The 16,859-nt window shown below is 67.4% G+C and carries 14 protein-coding genes; 4 read left to right on the forward strand and 10 right to left on the reverse strand.

Translation table 11 applies throughout. The features are described from left to right. Window positions 1–69: 69 nt before the first annotated feature. The 8 genes from WIX41_RS10855 to pyrE form a co-directional block, all read right to left on the reverse strand. Window positions 70–789 (reverse strand): response regulator transcription factor, encoded by a 720-nt coding sequence (locus tag WIX41_RS10855; RefSeq protein WP_339447413.1) that lies wholly within the window; start codon window positions 787–789, stop codon window positions 70–72. Then, window positions 770–3,430, reverse strand: a complete 2,661-nt coding sequence (locus WIX41_RS10860; RefSeq protein WP_339447415.1) for a sensor histidine kinase KdpD — start codon at window positions 3,428–3,430, stop codon at window positions 770–772. The genes WIX41_RS10855 and WIX41_RS10860 overlap by 20 nt, the downstream gene beginning before the upstream one ends. 37 nt (window positions 3,431–3,467) lie before the next feature. Further along, entirely contained in the window at window positions 3,468–4,148 is a 681-nt protein-coding gene (gene kdpC, locus WIX41_RS10865) for a potassium-transporting ATPase subunit KdpC (RefSeq protein ID WP_339447417.1), read from the reverse strand. Further along, a complete protein-coding gene (kdpB, locus tag WIX41_RS10870; RefSeq protein ID WP_339447419.1) occupies window positions 4,145–6,196 on the reverse strand; it encodes a potassium-transporting ATPase subunit KdpB in 2,052 nt (683 codons plus the stop codon). The genes kdpC and kdpB overlap by 4 nt, the downstream gene beginning before the upstream one ends. A gap of 11 nt (window positions 6,197–6,207) precedes the next feature. Next, window positions 6,208–7,920, reverse strand: coding sequence for a potassium-transporting ATPase subunit KdpA (gene kdpA / locus WIX41_RS10875; RefSeq protein WP_339447421.1), 1,713 nt, complete (start codon window positions 7,918–7,920; stop codon window positions 6,208–6,210). A 12-nt stretch (window positions 7,921–7,932) separates the two neighbouring features. Further along, a complete protein-coding gene (locus WIX41_RS10880) occupies window positions 7,933–8,025 on the reverse strand; it encodes a potassium-transporting ATPase subunit F (RefSeq protein WP_084739105.1) in 93 nt (30 codons plus the stop codon). A gap of 493 nt (window positions 8,026–8,518) precedes the next feature. Beyond that, window positions 8,519–9,187 carry a hypothetical protein gene (locus WIX41_RS10885; RefSeq protein ID WP_339447424.1) on the reverse strand — a complete coding sequence of 223 codons (669 nt, stop codon included), beginning with the start codon at window positions 9,185–9,187 and terminating at the stop codon, window positions 8,519–8,521. A gap of 15 nt (window positions 9,188–9,202) precedes the next feature. Then, window positions 9,203–9,862: an orotate phosphoribosyltransferase gene (pyrE, locus tag WIX41_RS10890; protein ID WP_339447426.1), complete on the reverse strand. Its 660-nt coding sequence runs from the start codon at window positions 9,860–9,862 to the stop codon at window positions 9,203–9,205. Window positions 9,863–10,025: 163 nt separating this feature from the next. On the opposite strand from pyrE, the gene WIX41_RS10895 reads away from it, so the two are divergent. From WIX41_RS10895 to WIX41_RS10905, 3 genes are all read left to right on the forward strand, one after another. Next, a complete protein-coding gene (locus tag WIX41_RS10895) occupies window positions 10,026–10,826 on the forward strand; it encodes an exodeoxyribonuclease III (protein WP_339447428.1) in 801 nt (266 codons plus the stop codon). Then, window positions 10,823–12,118 carry an AmpG family muropeptide MFS transporter gene (locus WIX41_RS10900; RefSeq protein WP_339447430.1) on the forward strand — a complete coding sequence of 432 codons (1,296 nt, stop codon included), beginning with the start codon at window positions 10,823–10,825 and terminating at the stop codon, window positions 12,116–12,118. Before WIX41_RS10895 ends, WIX41_RS10900 begins: the two co-directional genes overlap by 4 nt. A gap of 100 nt (window positions 12,119–12,218) precedes the next feature. Beyond that, the gene (locus WIX41_RS10905; RefSeq protein WP_210133103.1) at window positions 12,219–12,446 is read left to right on the forward strand and encodes a hypothetical protein; all 228 of its coding nucleotides are present in this window, start codon (window positions 12,219–12,221) and stop codon (window positions 12,444–12,446) included. Between the two features lie 127 nt (window positions 12,447–12,573). Here WIX41_RS10905 and WIX41_RS10910 read toward each other — a convergent pair whose 3' ends face one another. Further along, window positions 12,574–13,698 carry an anhydro-N-acetylmuramic acid kinase gene (locus WIX41_RS10910; RefSeq protein WP_339447438.1) on the reverse strand — a complete coding sequence of 375 codons (1,125 nt, stop codon included), beginning with the start codon at window positions 13,696–13,698 and terminating at the stop codon, window positions 12,574–12,576. Window positions 13,699–13,777: 79 nt separating this feature from the next. Beyond that, entirely contained in the window at window positions 13,778–15,241 is a 1,464-nt protein-coding gene (locus WIX41_RS10915) for a M23 family metallopeptidase (protein ID WP_339447440.1), read from the reverse strand. 167 nt (window positions 15,242–15,408) lie between these two features. Between WIX41_RS10915 and tyrS the strand changes: the two genes are divergently transcribed. Next, complete coding sequence (tyrS, locus tag WIX41_RS10920; protein WP_339447442.1) at window positions 15,409–16,620, forward strand: tyrosine--tRNA ligase; 1,212 nt, start codon at window positions 15,409–15,411, stop codon at window positions 16,618–16,620. Window positions 16,621–16,859 lie beyond the last annotated feature (239 nt).

Below are 16,859 nucleotides of genomic sequence, written 5' to 3' on the forward strand. Positions count from 1 at the left end.
AGTATCACACCGTGCGAGGGCCGGCCAACGGCCGGCGCTACCGGGTGAATCTCGACCTGCGGTCGAGATTCACCCTTTGAACCGCAGCCCTACACCCGGTTCGGTGAACAGGTAGCGCGAATCCAGCGCCGAATCGCCCAGCTTGTGCCGCAGCTTGCCCACCAGGATGCGCAGGTAATGGGTGTCGTGCTGGTGGGTGGGTCCCCATATCTCGGCCAGGATCTGCGGCTGGGTCACCACCCGGCCGGCATTGCGCAGCAGCAGCGACAGCAGCGCATACTCCTTGCGCGTCAGCGCCACCGGCACGCCGTCCAGCTGCACCTCACGCCGCACCAGGTCGATATGCAGGTGCCCGTCATCGAAATGCGGCAACACCCCATCGGCCGATACCGTGCGCGTGCGCAGCAACGCGCGCACCCGCGCCATCAACTCCTGGGTGCCGAACGGCTTGGTCACGTAGTCGTTGGCGCCATTGTCCAGCGCCAGCACCTTCTCGGTTTCGCTGGCGCGCACCGTCAGCATGATCACCGGAACCTGGCTCCACTGGCGCAGCTCGGCCAGCACTTCATGGCCTTCCATGTCCGGCAGGCCGATATCCAGGATCACCAGGTCCGCGCCTTCGTCCACCAGCTGTTCCAGCCCGGCCTGGCCCGTGGCGGCCTGCAGCACGCGGTAACCCTGCGCACGCAGGCTGATGTCGAGGAAGCGCCGGATCTGCGTTTCGTCATCGATCACCAGCACGCGCGCCGGTGGCACGCCATGGGAAGCATCAGGAATCGTCGGGGTCATCGGCAGGGTGGGGTTGCAGCAGGGGGAGCGTGATGCGTATCAGGGTACCGCGTCCGTCGCGGCCCGGCAGCGCCTGCACACTGCCGCCATGCGCGCCGATCATGCCCTGGCAGATGGTCAGGCCCAGCCCGGTGCCATGCCGGCCCCGATCCCCGCGTTCCACGCTGTAGAACATGTCGAAGATGCGCGCCCGCTCGTCATCGGGAATGCCTGGGCCGGCGTCGAGCACATCAATGCGAAGCTCGCCCTCCACCAGCCGTGCCTGCACTTCCACCGCCGCGCCGGGCGGGGAGAACTTTGCGGCGTTCTCCATTACGTTGAACACCGCCTGTTCCACCAGCGCCGGGTGCACCCAGATCGGGCCGAGCGTGCTGGGGATATCCAATTGCAGCCGCACCTCCGGCTGGTAGCGCTGCAACCGGCGCGCGGCCGAGCCCACCAGCTCGTCCACGCCGATCCAGTCGCGGTTGATCTGCAGTCCTTCGTGGCCCAGCCGGGTCATGTCCAACAGGTTCTGGATGTAGCGGTCCAGCCGCTCGCCCTCCACCAGGATGGTATCGAGCAGGGCGCGGCGGTCGCCGGCATCCATTGCATCGGCGTAGCTGGACAGGCTGTCGGCCGAACCGATCATCGCCGCCAGCGGCGAGCGCAGGTCATGCGATACCGACGACAGCAGCGCCGAACGCAGCCGCTCGGTCTCGTTGTTCACGTGCGCCTTTTCCAGATCAGCCACCAACCGCGTGCGTAGCGCTGCTTGCGCGATGTCGTCCACCATCGCTTCGGCCAGCTGGCGCTGTTCCGGGGTCAGCCGTGGCGCGCTGCGCGGAAAGCGCATGCCGGCCACGCCGATGGCGCGGTCATCGCTGTCCAGCAATGGCAGGAACCACCACTCCGCGCCGGCCAGCGTGTCGGTGAAGCGGCCGCTGGGCTGGCCGTGGCGGCGCGCCCAGTCGGCGGCGGCCAGGTCGGTGTCGCCCGGCGCGGCACTGCCGCTGGTGCTGGTGTCGGCGCCGATGCGCAGCCAGGCCGGTGCATCCAGCGCCTGCTCCAGCGCTTCGCGCCCGGCCTGCGCCACTGCTTCGTTGCTGGCGGCGCGGGTGAGCTGCCCACCCAGCACCTGGCGCGCGTTGGCGTGGCGGTTGGCCGCGCGCAGCGCCACCACCTGCATGCGCAGGCGCGAGGCCAGCCGGCCGGCCACCAGTGCCGCCACCAGGAACAGGAACACCGTGATCACGCCCTGGCGCGCGCTGATTGCAAAGGTGAAACGCGGTGCGATGAAGAAGAAGTTGTAGGCCAGGAAACACAGCGCCGCGGCCATCACCGCCGCACTGGTGCGGCTGCGCGCGGCCACCACCACCACTGCCACGATGAACACCATCGACAGGTCGTACAGCCCGACCCAGCGCTCGGCCACCAGCGCCACCAGGCAGGCCAGCGCCGTGGCGACCAGCGCCAGCACGGTGTCGCGACCGGTGCTCAGCGTCGGCATCGACAAGCCATGGCACCCCGCACGCGCACGCGCCTGCGGGGTGCCGATGATGGTGATTTCAAAGTGCGCCCCGCGCTGGATCAGCTGCTGGGTGAGGGTGCGGTTGAGCATGCGCGCGAACGGGCGTTCGCGGGTGCGGCCCAGCACCAGCGTGGACACGCTGTTGTGCGCGGCATGGTCAAGCAGCGCGTCGGCAATGCTCGGCCCATGCAGCAGCTCGGCCTCGCCACCCAGCCGCCGCGCCAGCGCGAAGGCCGCATCGATCTCGCGACGGGTGCTGTCGTCCTCGCGCCGCCGCTGCACGGTCACCACCGTCCACGGCGCATCGCGGCGCTCGGCAATGCGCCGGCCCACACGCACCAGGTACTCGCTCTGGCCGCCGCCGTCGATCGCCACCAGCACCCGGCGGCGCAGCGGCAGGTTGCCTTCGCCGCGCGCGGCGCGGGTTTCGCGCAGGCTGTTGTCCACCCGGTCGGCGGCTTCCTGCATGGCCAGTTCGCGCAGCGCGGTCAGGTTGGCGGGCGAGAAGAACGCCTGCAGCGCCTGCGCCGCCTGCTCGGGCACGTACACCTTGCCCTGCTGCAGGCGCTCGATCAGCTCGCGCGGGGGCAGGTCCACCAGCACGATGTCGTGCAGGCGGTCCAGCACCGCATCGGGCACGGTCTCGCTGACCCGCACCCCGGTGATGCGCATGACCACATCGTTGAGGCTTTCCAGGTGCTGGATGTTGATGGTGGTCCAGACATCGATGCCCGTATCCAGCAGCTCCATCACGTCCTGCCAGCGCCGTTCATGACGGCTGCCCGGCACGTTGCGGTGGGCCAGTTCGTCCACCAGCACCAGCGCCGGGCGCCGTGCCAGCACCGCATCCAGGTCCATTTCCTGCAGCGCATGCTGCTGGTACTGGCGCTGCAGCAGCGGCACCTGCGGCAGGCCGTCCAGCAGCGCCGAGGTTTCGGCGCGGCCGTGGGTTTCCACCAGCCCCACCACCACGTCCACGCCGCGGCGCAGCTGCTCCTGCGCGCGGCCGAGCATGCTGTAGGTTTTGCCCACGCCCGGCGCGGCGCCCAGGAACACGGTGAGCTTGCCGCCGGCCTCGCGCTGCAGGCGTTCCACCAGCGCATCGGCCTGTCGGGTGCGGGAGTCGGTCATGGGGACGGATTGTGCGCGCAAGCGTGCCAACGCCGCATCACGGCAACGGTGCTTCACCCGGGGCTCCGGGCGCGGCCCGGTCGCTCCTGCTCTCATCCAGCGCCATGTTCAGCGCCATCACGTTGACCCGTGGCTGCCCGAACACGCCCCACTGGGGGCCCTTCGTGTGCGCCTCGACCAGTGCCTGCACCTGTTCGGTGCCCAGGCGCCGGTTCTTCGCCACGCGGGCGATCTGCACGGCAGCCGCTGCCGGCGACAGCTCCGGATCCATGCCCGCGCCGGACTGGGTGACCAGGTCGCCGGGTACATCAGCGACCGCAATGCCTTCGCGCACGGATACCGCGTGGGTCGCTTCAGCGACGCGTTCCTGCAGCGCCGGGTTGGTGCGCGCCAGGTTGCTGCCGGCGGCGGCCATGGGGTCGTAGCTGGCCGCCGACGGGCGTGCCTGGAAGTAGCCATCGCCTACGAACGGCTGGGCGATCAGGCTTGAGCCGCGGACCTGGCCATCGCGGAGCAGCAGGCTGCCCTGTGCCTGGGCCGGGAACAGCACGGCGCCGATGCCGGTGGTGGCTATCGCGTAGGCCAGGCCCAACACCAGCAGGCTGGCCACGCCCAGGCCAATGGCCGGGCGCAGCGCACCCTGCTGTTGCAGGGAAATGGACGTGGCGGCGCGGTTACGCGCCGGGCGGGACAGTGGAGCAGCAGCGGAGCGGTTCATGCGCCAAACACCGAGAAGAGGAAGAGGTCGATCAACTTGATGGCCGCGAACGGCAGCAGCACGCCGCCCAGCCCGTACACCAGCATGTTCCGGCGCAGCAGCGCGGTGGCCGTGGCCGGGCGGAAGCGCACGCCGCGCAGGGCCAGCGGAATCAGCGCCGGAATCACCAGCGCGTTGAAGATCAGCGCCGCCAGCACCGCGTTGCGGGGGCTGGACAGGTGCATCACGTTCAACGTGGCCATGGCCGGCAGGGTGGCGGCAAACAGCGCCGGCAGGATCGCGAAATACTTGGATACGTCGTTGGCCAGCGAGAAGGTGGTCAGCGCACCGCGCGTGATCAGCTGCTGCTTGCCCACTTCCACCACCGCCAGCAGCTTGGTCGGGTCCGAATCCAGGTCGACCATGTTGCCGGCTTCCTTGGCCGCCTGCGTGCCCGAGTTCATGGCCAGGCCGATATCGGCCTGGGCCAGCGCGGGGGCATCGTTGGTGCCATCGCCCACCATCGCCACCAGCCGTCCACCGGCCTGCTCGGCGCGGATGCGGGCCAACTTGTCTTCCGGGCGCGCTTCGGCGATGTAATCGTCCACGCCGGCCTCAGCAGCAATCGCGGCGGCGGTGAGCGGGTTGTCGCCGGTGATCATCACCGTGCGGATGCCCATCGCGCGCAGCTGCGCGAACTTCTCGCGCATGCCGTGCTTGACCACGTCACTCAGCTCGATCACGCCCAGCACGTGGCGGCCTTCGCACACCACCAGCGGGGTGGCGCCGTTGCGTGCCACCTGTTCCACCCGCCCGGCCAGCTCGGCCGGCACGGTGCCGCCCAGCTCGCGGACATATGCAGTGATCGCATCGGCCGCGCCCTTGCGGATGCGCCGGCCGCCGTCCAGGTCCACGCCGGACATGCGGGTCTGTGCGCTGAAGGCGAAGTACTCCGCCTTGTCAGGCTCGCTCGTGGTGCAACCTTGTTCGCGTGCCAGCCGCACCACCGACTTGCCTTCCGGGGTCGGGTCGGCCAGCGACGACAGCAGCGCCGCTTCGCGCAGCTGCGAGGCTTCAATGCCCGCCAAGGCATGGAAGTGGGTCGCCTGGCGGTCGCCGTGGGTGATGGTGCCGGTCTTGTCCAGCAGCAGCACGTCCACGTCGCCGGCCACCTCCACCGCCTTGCCCGACTTGGCCAGGATGTTGGCGGCCAGTGCCCGGTTCATGCCGGCGATGCCGATGGCCGGCAGCAGCCCGCCGATGGTGGTCGGAATCAGGCACACCAGCAGCGCGATCAGCAGCAGCGGGTCGACCTTGACCCCAACGAAGGCGCCGATGGCGGGCAGTGTTGCCACCACCACGAGGAAGGTCAGCGTCATCGCGGCCAGCAGCAGGGTCAGCGCCACTTCGTTCGGCGTCTTCTGCCGGTTGGCGCCTTCCACCAGCGCGATCATCCGGTCCAGGAAGCTGTGGCCGGGCTCGGCGGTGATCTTCACGATGATCTGGTCCGACAGCACCTTGGTGCCACCGATCACACCGCTGCGGTCGGTACCAGCCTCGCGCAGCACCGGTGCCGATTCACCGGTCACCGCCGCTTCGTTGATGGTCGCAAGGCCCTGCACGATCTCGCCATCGGCCGGCACCAGCTGGCCGGCACTGACGATCACATGGTCGCCCGGGCGCAGCTCGGCGGCCGGCACCTGGGTTTCGCTGGCCCCGGCATGGGCGGCGGCCAGCCGGCGCGCGCTCAGGTCCTGGCGGGCACGCCGCAGCGACGCGGCCTGGCCACGGCCGCGCGCTTCGGCCACCGCTTCGGCGAAGTTGCCGAACAGCACGGTCAGCAGCAGGATCGCCGTCACCGTCAGGCCGAAGCCCAGCGGCGCGTTGCCGGTCAGCGTGACCAGCAGGCTCACCAGCGTGCCCACCATCACCACCGCCATCACCGGGCTGTGCACCAGGTGGCGCGGGGAAAGTTTGATCACCGCATCGCGCAATGCCCGGCGCAGGCCAGCCGCATCGAGCAGGCGCGGGCGGCGGGAAGTAGCTGCATTCAAGGGATAGGTACTCATGGTTTCACGCCTCAGTGCAGCGTCAGCGACAGGTGGTCGGCAACCGGGCCCAGCACCAGCGCCGGCATGAACTGCAATACGGTCAGGATGACGATCAACGCGATCAGGGTCAGCGCGAAGGTCGGGGTTTCAATCTGCAGCGTGCCGGCCGATTCCGGTGCGCGGCGTTTTGCGGCCAGCTGGGCGCAGACGATCAGCGGAATCACCAGCGCCGGGTAGCGGCCCAGCAGCAGCACCAGCGTGCAGCTCAGGTTCCACCACGGCGTGGCATCGCCCAGCCCTTCAAAGCCCGAACCGTTGTTGGCGAACGCCGACACGTACTCATAGAACACCTGGCTCACCCCATGGAACGCGGGGTTGGAGGTGCCGGTGATCGAGGGAATGGCCAGGGTGATCGCGGTGAACGCCAGGATGGTGATCGGCTGCAGCAGCACCAGCAGCGCCAGCAGCTTCACCTGCGGGGTTTCCAGCTTCCGGCCCAGCAGCTCGGGGGTACGCCCGGTCATCAGCCCGGCCAGGAACACGCCCAGCAGCAGGTACACCAGGAACTGCTGCAGGCCGCAGCCGATGCCGCCCCAGATCGCGTTGATGAGCATGTTGACCACCGGCACCGCACCGGCCAGCGGGCTGAGCGAGTCATGCATGCCGTTGACCGAGCCGTTGGAGACCTGGGTGGTGATCGCCGCCCACAGACCAGTACCGTCCGCGCCGATACGCACTTCCTTGCCTTCCATCAGCAGCGGGCTGGCGGCGGTGGCCGAATGGCCTTCCAGCCACACCGTGGCGGCGATCGACACGCTGGACATCGCCAGCATGCAGCCGAACACCAGCGCCGCCAGGCGCTTGCGCCCGGTGAAGGCACCCAGCATGAACACCACCGCGATCGGGATCAGCAGGATGCCGATCAGCTCCAGCGCGTTCGACAGCGGGGTCGGGTTCTCCAGCGGCATGCTGCTGTTGGGGCCATACCAGCCACCGCCGTTGGTGCCCAGCTGCTTGGCTGCCACCATCGCCGCGACCGGACCCAGCGGCAGCTTCTGCGTTTCCATGCCGGCAGATGCATCGATCGGCGTGGCGGTGGGGCCGCCGGCCAGCGTCGAAGGTACGCCCTGGCTGGTCAGCAGCACTGCCCACAGGACGCACAGCGGCAGCATGAAGCGCACGCACGAGCGCACTACGTCGGCGTAGTAGTTGCCCACGTCGATCTGGCGATCGGCGGGTACTTCATTCGCAGCTGCATCAGCGGACGGCGCAGTGCCGAACAGCGCACGCAGCGTGGCCACCACCAGCGCCAATCCCATCATCGGGGTGACCACCTGCAGGCCGGTGATCGCGGTCATCTGCGAGAAGTAGGAAAGCTGCGCCTGGCCGGAATAGTGCTGCTGGTTGGTGTTGGTCAGGAACGACACCATCGTGTGCAGCGCCGTGTCCCAGCGCATGTTGGGAATCTGGTCGGGGTTGAACGGCAGCCAGGCCTGGGTCATGAACACCGCCTGCACCAGCACGGCAATGACCAGGTTGCTGAGCAGGAACGCACCCACGTAGCCGCGCCAGGACATGCCGCGCGCCGGGTTCACGCCCAGCACGCGGTACAGCGGTTTTTCAATCCAGCCAAACAACGCGTCGCCGCGCATCGGCCCACCGCGCATCACCCGGGCCAGGTACAGCCCAAGCGGAAAGGCCAGCACGATGCTGGCCAGCACAATCAACAGAATCTCGGTCATGGTCGGCTCCGGTCAGAATTTTTCGGGCGCAAGCACGACGTACAGCAGGTAGGCAGCGGCAACGAGCACCAGCACGCCGCACACGAGGGAAAGCCAGGCAGGCATGGGGTGTTCTCAGCAGCAGGGAAGGGAAGGCAAAGCAGCGATCAGGCGCATGGGACGTCCAGGTGGAACCACTCCACGTCAGGGCGTCATGGTGGTCCCCACCCGCGTAAACGCTCCACGCCTGCCAGGCTGCTGGCGCGTAAAAAGTGCATAAAAAAGGGTGTACCGACGTTGGTCGGTACACCCTGGGGCTTCGTTCGGGGGCATGAACGCCTGGGGCGCGGCTTCGGATCGTCTAAACGTCGGACGAATACCCGGGGACGATTGTTTTTCCGCCTTCGGACGCTTGGGCCGCGCTGCGCGCGGTGTCCGGCCAACGTTATGCCCGCCGTCCTGGCGGGCACCCTCCGGGCCGGCGCGTTGCGCCGTTGAGAACGGCTCCTGCCGTTCTCTTCGGGGCTACGAACCGTTACGGGCCCATCGGGATCGGGATCAATCAACCAAATGCATTTGATCCCGGTAGCGCCGGCCGTTGGCCGGCCATCGTGAACCCTTACCCGCGCGGGTCGGTGGCAACACCCTTCAACAATCGGTACCGCTGCAGGGTTTCCTCAATTTCCACATCCAGCGCCTTGCGCTGTTCCACATAGGACGCCTGCATGCGCTTCTGCGCCACCAGTTCGGCGTGGCGCAGGCGGATGTCCTCGGCCTGCTTGGACAGCACCGGCAGGCCTGCCAGCTCGCGGTCGCCCGCCGTACCCAGCAACGTCACCAGCGCGCCGCGCAGGCTGGCCACGTTGTAGTCGGCGGTCTGCACGTTGTTGTCCAGGATCCCCGTGCGCTCGACGAACACCCGGCGCAGGTCGCTTTCGTCCTGGTAGGTGGACAGCATGGCCTGCTCGGTACGCTGCCGGGTTTCCTCGGCGGCCTTGTCCAGCTCGCGCTGGGCAGCGGCGGCGGCCGCATCGGCGCGTTCGTCCTCGGTCAGGGTACGCTCCACGCCGCCGCGGCGCAGGCCACTGGTGACGCTGAACTCCTCACGGGCGTTGTTCACCGCATCCTGGGGAAGCGCATCGCTGCAGATGCGCTCCTTGCCCTCGTTCCAGCAGTACAGCTTCTTGGGTTTGGCCGCGCTGCTGCTGCGCTTGCTCTGGGCCTGGGCCGTGAGCACTGGCGCGGCCAGCAACAGGCCGATGATGGTGAACGTGGCAATCCTGGACATGGGAGCCCCCTGCTCTCAACGCGTAGGACGGCTGCCGTAACGGGACCGATAGTCCTCCAGCGGCTGCCGGTACCCGACAAGTTCCGGATTTCCGGAGGCAAAATCAAGCAGGTCGGCCAGCGTGGCCACGGCCACCACCGGAATACCGGCTTCTTCGGCCACGGCCTGGGCGGCCGAACGGCGGTCTTCTTCCGAGGCGATCTCCTGGCGATCCAGCGCCACTACGATGCCTGCCGGGGTACCGCCGGCCTGCTTGATGATGGCCAGGGCCTCGCGGATGGCGGTGCCAGCGGTGATCACATCGTCCACGATCAGCACGCGCCGGCCGTTCATGTCCGCGCCGATCAGGTTGCCGCCTTCACCGTGGGTCTTGGCTTCCTTGCGGTTGAAGCTCAACGGCAGGTCGCGGCCGCGCTGGGCGAACTCGCAGGCGGTGGCGGTGGCCAGCGGAATGCCCTTGTAGGCCGGGCCGAACACCACATCGAACTTCAGCCCGGTGGCTTCCACCGCATCGGCGTAGCAGGCGGCCAGCTGGACCATGCTGGCGCCGGAATCGAAGCGGCCGGCATTGAAGAAGTAGGGGCTCAGGCGGCCCGACTTGAGGGTGAACTGGCCAAAACGCAGGGCATCGGCGGTCAGGGCCAGCTGCAGGAAACGGTGACGGTGGTCGCTCATCTAACGCTCTATTCAATTCTCTTGGAGCGCAGATCCTAATGCATGACCGGCAATTCAGGCTCGCGACCGGCCGCCGCAGGCGCCTGCAATGGCCGGATCCGGCCAGCCGATGGGCCGGGCAACCCGGTATGCTTTGGCCGTTACGTACCAGACCCGGATCAGCATGCGCATCATCAGTTTCAACGCCAATGGCATCCGTTCCGCCGCCACCAAGGGCTTTCTCGAATGGTTCCGTGCCCAGGATGCCGACGTGCTCTGCCTCCAGGAGACCAAGGCCCAGGAAGACCAGCTGACCGACCCGATGTTCCGCCCGGACGGCCACCACTGCTTCTACCGTGACGCGATCACCAAGAAGGGCTACAGCGGCGTGGCCATCTACAGCAAGCGTGAGCCCGACCAGGTCATCACCTCGCTGGGCTGGGCCCCGTTCGACGACGAAGGCCGCTATATCGAGGCCCGCTACGGCAACCTCAGCGTGGTCTCCTTCTACATCCCGTCCGGCAGCTCGGGCGACCTGCGCCAGGGCTTCAAGTACGAAGTGATGGAGTGGCTGCGCCCGATCCTGGCCCAGTGGCTGGCCAGTGGCCGCGACTACGTGCTGTGCGGGGACTGGAACATCGTCCGCTCGGCGCTGGACATCAAGAACTGGAAATCCAACCAGAAGAACTCCGGCTGCCTGCCGCCCGAACGCGATTGGCTCAATGGCCAGTGCGTGGATGCCGGCCAGGCGCTGGACGTGGCCAGCGGCCAGGGCTGGACCGATGCCTACCGCCTGCTGCACCCCACTGGCGAGGATTACACCTGGTGGAGCAACCGCGGCGCGGCCCGGGCCAACAACGTCGGCTGGCGCATCGACTACCAGTTCGTCAGCCCCGGCTTGCGCGAGCGCCTGCGCAGCTGCTCGATCTACCGCGATGAGCGCTTCTCCGACCATGCCCCGTTCACGGTGGACTACGCCCCATGAGTGAAGCGGCAGTGCCGGTGAGCTACAAGGGCTGGGCGGGGATCAAACGTGCATTTGGCACGCCTTCGGCGCTGACCATGGCCTTCCTGGGCTTTGGCAGCGGCCTGCCGTTCCTCCTGATCGCCTCCCAGACCCTGTCCACGCGCCTGCGCGATGTCGGGTTGGACCTGCACAGCATTGGTCTGATCAGCCTGGCCAGCTTCTTCTACCTGCTCAAGTTCCTCTGGGCGCCGTTGATCGACCGCTATGCATTCCCGCTGATCGGCTTCCTCGGGCGCCGTCGCTCATGGCTGCTGGTCTCTCAGATAGGCGTTACCGGCGGATTGTTCGCGCTGGCCTTCGTGCGTCCCGAGCTTGGCGTAACTCCCCTGGTGCTGTGGGTGCTGGTGGCGTCCTTCGCCGGTGCCACCCAGGATTCGGTGGTGGATGCCTACCGGATTGAAATCGCTCCGGAAAGCGCCCAGGCCGCGCTGGCCGCGACCTACACGCTGGGTTACCGCATCGGCTTGATCCTCGCCGGCGCCGGCGCGCTGTATCTGGCCCAGTTCGAGGGATGGATCGTGGCCTACCTGGCGATGGCCTCCCTGATGCTGTTGCCGATCATCACCACCCTGGTGTGCCGCGAACCGGCCCAGCCGGAGGTAAGGATCCAGCGCCGCATCGACTTCTTCGGCGCGTTCTGGCAGCCGATTGCCAGCTTCTTCAGTACCAATGGCGTGGTCCTGGCAGTGGTACTGCTGGCGTTCGTGGGGCTGTTCAAGTTCCCCGACCAGGTGATCGGCGTGATGGCCGGTCCGTTCTACCTGGACTCGGGATTCACCAAGGCTGACATTGCGACCGTGTCCAAGCTGTTCGGGGTGTGGATGGGCATCGGTGGCGCGTTCCTCGGCGGCGTCGCCGTGGCGGCGTTTGGCTTCCGCCGCATGCTGCTGCTGGCCGCGCTCGGTGTGGCGCTGTCCAACCTGGCGTTCCTGCTGATGGCGCAGAACCCCGGCCAGCTATGGGCGTTCTATGCGGCGCTGTGTGCCGACAACCTGTTCCAGGGCTTTGCCGGCACCGTGCTGGTTGCTTTCATGTCCTCGCTGACGGACCGGAACTTCACCGCTACCCAGTACGCACTGCTCGTGTCGCTGGCCAACCTGCCCGGCAAGTTCGTCGGTGGCGCATCGGGGTATATCGTCGAGGCCACCTCGTACAGCACCTTCTTCATCCTGAGCTCGGCCACGGTCATCCCGACCCTGCTGCTGTTGGCCTGGCTGTGGCCACGCATCCGCGACCGGAGTGCTGCCTGACCGGTAGTACGGTCGCGCGCAGTTGCCGCGCGCCATCCAGTGGGCCATCATCAACCCCGTTGTGCCGTGGGGGCGGTGCGTTGCCAACGGGGGAGAACACATGGCTGATTTGGTGCTGCGCGATCTGGATCCGCTGCTGAACGAGCGCATCCGCCGGGTTGCCGTCGCGCGCGGCTGGACCCGCGAACACACCTGCGTGGTCCTGCTCGAACAGGGCCTGTTCGCCAGCGAACTGGAAGTCCGCAGCGGCTTCCACGACCCGGAAGTAAACGCCCTGGCCGAAGCCATCGCCGCCCTCCAGGCCCTCCCGGACGTCAAATCCTTCTAGGCGTCAGCCATCCGCAACGCACGGATACCTGACCGGTAGGGTCGCACCCCGGTCGACTGCCGACCCTGCCCCAACGTTCAATGTCGGCATGACCCTGGAACAAAAACAGGCGTTTCCCCTCACCCCATCACGCCAGGTGAATCGCCCCCAATACCCGTTCCCCCCGCGCCCCGGTCACGCTCGGCAGGTTCCCGGGCAACCCCTGCAGCGTCCGCTGCGCCAACCACGCAAACCCCATCGCCTCCAGGTAATCCGGGTCCAGCCCATGCACCGCACTGGATTCGATCACCACCCCCGGCAACCGCGCGCTGAGCCGCCGCAGCAGCTGCGCATTGCGCACCCCACCGCCGCACACCAGCACCCGCTTCGCCCCAGGCAGATGGGCCAGCAGCGCGTCGGCCACGGTCACCACCGTCAACTCCAGCAGCGTCGCCTGCACATCGGCCGCCGCCCGCTGCCGATCGCCCAGCGCCGCCTCGGCCCACGCCAGGTGGAACTGCTCGCGCCCTGTACTTTTCGGCGGCGGCAGTGCAAACCACGGCTCGCCCCGCCAGCGTCCCAGCAGTTCCTCGTCCACCTGCCCACTGGCCGCAAACGCCCCATCGGCATCGAACGGCACGCCGGTGTGCTGCTCGCACCACGCGTCCATCAAGGCATTGGCCGGCCCGGTATCAAAGCCCCTCGGCGTGCCCTCGCGCGGAATCAGGGTCAGGTTGGCAATCCCGCCCAGGTTCAGCACCGCGCGGTCCTCATCGGCCGTGCCCAGCATGGCCAGGTGGAAGGCGGGCATCAGCGGCGCCCCGTGCCCGCCCGCGGCCACATCGCGGCGGCGGAAGTCGGCCACCGTGGTGATGCCGGTCAGCTCGGCAATGCGGTTGGCATCGCCCAGTTGGCAGGTAAAGGCCGGATCGGCCAGCGGCCGGTGCCGCACCGTCTGCCCGTGCGAGCCGATCGCCCGCACCTGCGCCGGGTGCACCCCGGCCTGTTGCAGCAGGCGGTTGGCCGCAGCCGCGAAGGCAATGCCGATCTGCGCATCGATCCGGCCCAGCGTATCCAGTGAGTCCAGCTCACCGCCTTGGCCCAAGGCCACCAGCTCGGCGCGGATGGCCGGGTCCCACGCGTGGGTCAGTCCATCGACGAAACGGCAGCCGCCCTCGGCGGGAAACTGCACCAGCGCGGCATCAATGCCATCGGCGCTGGTGCCGGACATCAGGCCCAGGTAGAGCGGGGTAGTGGGATCAGGTCCAGTCATGGCCAGGCGATTCAACAGGGTGCGTGCAGCTTCCGCGCAACCTGTTGCCGCCGTCAATGCGCGCTGCAGTCCCGTGTGATCAGCCGCGGCTGCCCTTGGCCGGCTTGGCCGCGCTGGCCGTGGTGGTGGCGGCCTTGTCCGCCTTCGGCGCCGGGCTGGCGTCGGCGTAGATCAGCTTCTCCATGCCCTGGATGCGGGCCAGTGCTGGCGCGGTCTGTGCGCGGAAGGCGACCAGCTCGTTGCCCTGCAGCGGCTCCGGCGGCGGCATCGTCACCGACAGTGGGTTGCGGTGCACGCCGTTGACGCGGAATTCGTAGTGCAGGTGCGGGCCGGTGGCCAGGCCGGTCGAGCCCACATAGCCGATCACCGTGCCCTGCGCCACGCGCTGGCCGGTCTTGATCTTGCCGAAGCGCGACATGTGCCCGTACAGGGTGGTGTGGCCACGACCGTGGTCCAGGATCACCACGTTGCCGTAGCCGCGCTGCACGCCGGCGAACTGCACGCGCGCATCGCCAGCGGCCATGATCGGGGTGCCGGTGCGCGCGGCGTAGTCCACGCCCTTGTGCATGCGCATCTTGCCCAGCACCGGGTGCTTGCGCGCGCCGAACGTCGAGCTCAGGCGGGCGAAGGGAATCGGCATGCGGATGAAGCTCTTCTTCAGCGGCCGGCCGCTCACGTCGAAATACTCGGACTTGCCGTTGCGGTCGAAGCGGAAGCCGCTGTAGGTCTTGCCGCCCGAGGTGAAGGTCGCCGCCAGGATCTTGCTGGTGTCCACCTTCTCGCCTTCGCGCCAGGTTTCGTCCATCACCACGCTGAAGCGGTCGCCCGGCTGCAGGTCCTTGGAGAAGTCGATGTCGTACTTGAAGATCTCGTCGGTCATCGTCGCAATGGCCGATGGCGACAGCCCGGCCTTGCGCGCCGCCGCGTACAGCGAACTGGTGATCTCGCCGCTGGTCACCACCCGGCGGGTGGAGCTCTCGCGCTTGCTGACCTTCTCGGTGATCTGCTCGCCCTTCAGCGACAGCTCCACCCGGTTGTCGGCATCGCGGTCGAAGCGGATCGTGCGCAGCTCACCGCTCAGCGGCAGGTCGAAGGCGATCTCCGCCCCGGGCCGAAGCTTGGTCAGCGCCTCGCGCGCACCGGGGTGCTCCAGCACCTGGTGCATCACCGTGGGCGAAATGCCGGCCTCGTCGAACAGGTTGCTCAGGGTCTGGCCGCGCTGCACGCGCAGCACCTGCCAGCTGTCGCCCGGCACCTGCTGCAGGCGCTCCTGGGAGAGTGGCGGCAAGGGCAGGGCCAGCGTGGAATGGCCGACCGAGTAGGGCGACTCGATGGTGTGCGAAAAGCCTGGGACAATGGTGGCCACCAGTGCGCCGATGGTGGCGAACAGGCTGGCGTGCATCCAGTGGCGGCGGGTCCAACGCTCGTTGAACGCAGCGGACAGATGCTGTCGAAGCTTACGATGCAGGGCGGTGTCGTGGAGAACGTGAAGGCGTTCCTTGAAGCGCTGCTTGCGCGCGCGGCCTTGATCGGTATTCAGCATCGTCGGTGTGTTCCTGGCTGGCCCGGGAGCGCGGGCCCAAACGTCGGTAACATAGACAGGTATAAATATCGCGTCAAACCCTTGTGCCTATTGGCTTTTGTGAAGCGCTTGCGGTTAACTTGTAATTAACGTCATTCATGTAAATAAGGCATCGCCGGGAGTTGCACGTGTCCTCGATTGAACAAGCCCTTGCCCAGATCGGCCGTGGCGCCGATGAAATCCTCAAGATCGAGGAGCTGCGCCAGCGGCTGGAAGGCGGCCGCCCGCTGCGGGTCAAGGCCGGTTTCGACCCCACCGCCCCGGACCTGCACCTGGGCCACACCGTGCTGCTGAACAAGCTGCGCCAGTTCCAGGACCTGGGCCACCAGGTCATCTTCCTGATCGGCGACTTCACCGGCATGATCGGCGACCCCTCGGGCAAGAACGTCACCCGCAAGCCGCTCAGCAAGGACGACGTGCTGGCCAATGCGCGCACCTATGAAGAGCAGGTGTTCAAGGTGCTGGACCGCGAAAAGACCGAAGTGCGCTTCAATTCCGAGTGGTTCGGCAAGATGGGTGCGGCCGACATGATCCGCCTGGCCGGCCAGCACACCGTGGCGCGCATGCTCGAGCGCGACGATTTCGCCAAGCGCTACGCCGGCCAGCAGTCCATCGCCCTGCACGAGTTCCTGTACCCGCTGGTGCAGGGCTACGACTCGGTGGCGCTGGAAGCGGACGTCGAACTGGGCGGCACTGACCAGAAGTTCAACCTGCTCATGGGCCGTGGCCTGCAGGAGCACTACGGGCAGAAGCCGCAGATCGTGCTGACCATGCCGCTGCTGGAAGGCCTGGACGGCGTGGCCAAGATGTCCAAGTCGCTCAACAACTACATCGGCATCAGCGAACCGGCGATCGACATGGTGACCAAAACCATGAAGATCGGCGATGACCTGATGTGGCGCTGGATCGAGCTGTTGTCCTTCGAGATCAGCCAGGCCGAAGCGGTCAGCCTGCGTGAGCAGGTCGCCGCCGGCACCTTGAACCCGCGTGAAGTGAAGCTGCGCCTGGCGCGCGAGCTGACCACCCGCTTCCATGATGCCGACGCCGCCGAGCTGGCCATCGCCGGCTGGAACGCCGCCGTGACCGGGCAGGGCGATGTGACCCTGCTGCCGCTGCAGGAAGTGGCCATTCCCGCCGAAGGCCTGCGTATTGGGGCCTTGCTCACTGCTGCAGGGCTTACCCCGAGCAATTCGGAGGCCTCGCGCAAGCTCAAGGAGCGTGCAGTGAAGGTGGATGGCGATGTGGTGGATGACGCCCAGCAGCTGTTCGTGCCCGGCTTTGAAGGCCTGTTGCAGGTGGGCAAGCGCAACTTTGCACGCGTGCTGCTGGTCGCCGCGTAAGCGCCACAAGGGTTTCGCGCCTGCGGGCGCGAAACCGGCATGAATGAATGCACAGTTCCGTGAAAAAAAGTCATCGACCCCCTTCACAAACGAGGCGGTTGGGGACATACTTTCCCTCCCCCGACGCAGGGGCCACCGCAAGGCGGCAACCGCGAAGGAACAGGACTTCACCTTCTTCGAAAGAAGGTGTTGACGGAAACGAAAAGCCTGACATAATAGGCGGCTCGCTTCACCGGAAA

The organism is Stenotrophomonas sp. AB1(2024), assembly GCF_037482345.1.
Classification (GTDB): Bacteria; Pseudomonadota; Gammaproteobacteria; order Xanthomonadales; family Xanthomonadaceae; genus Stenotrophomonas.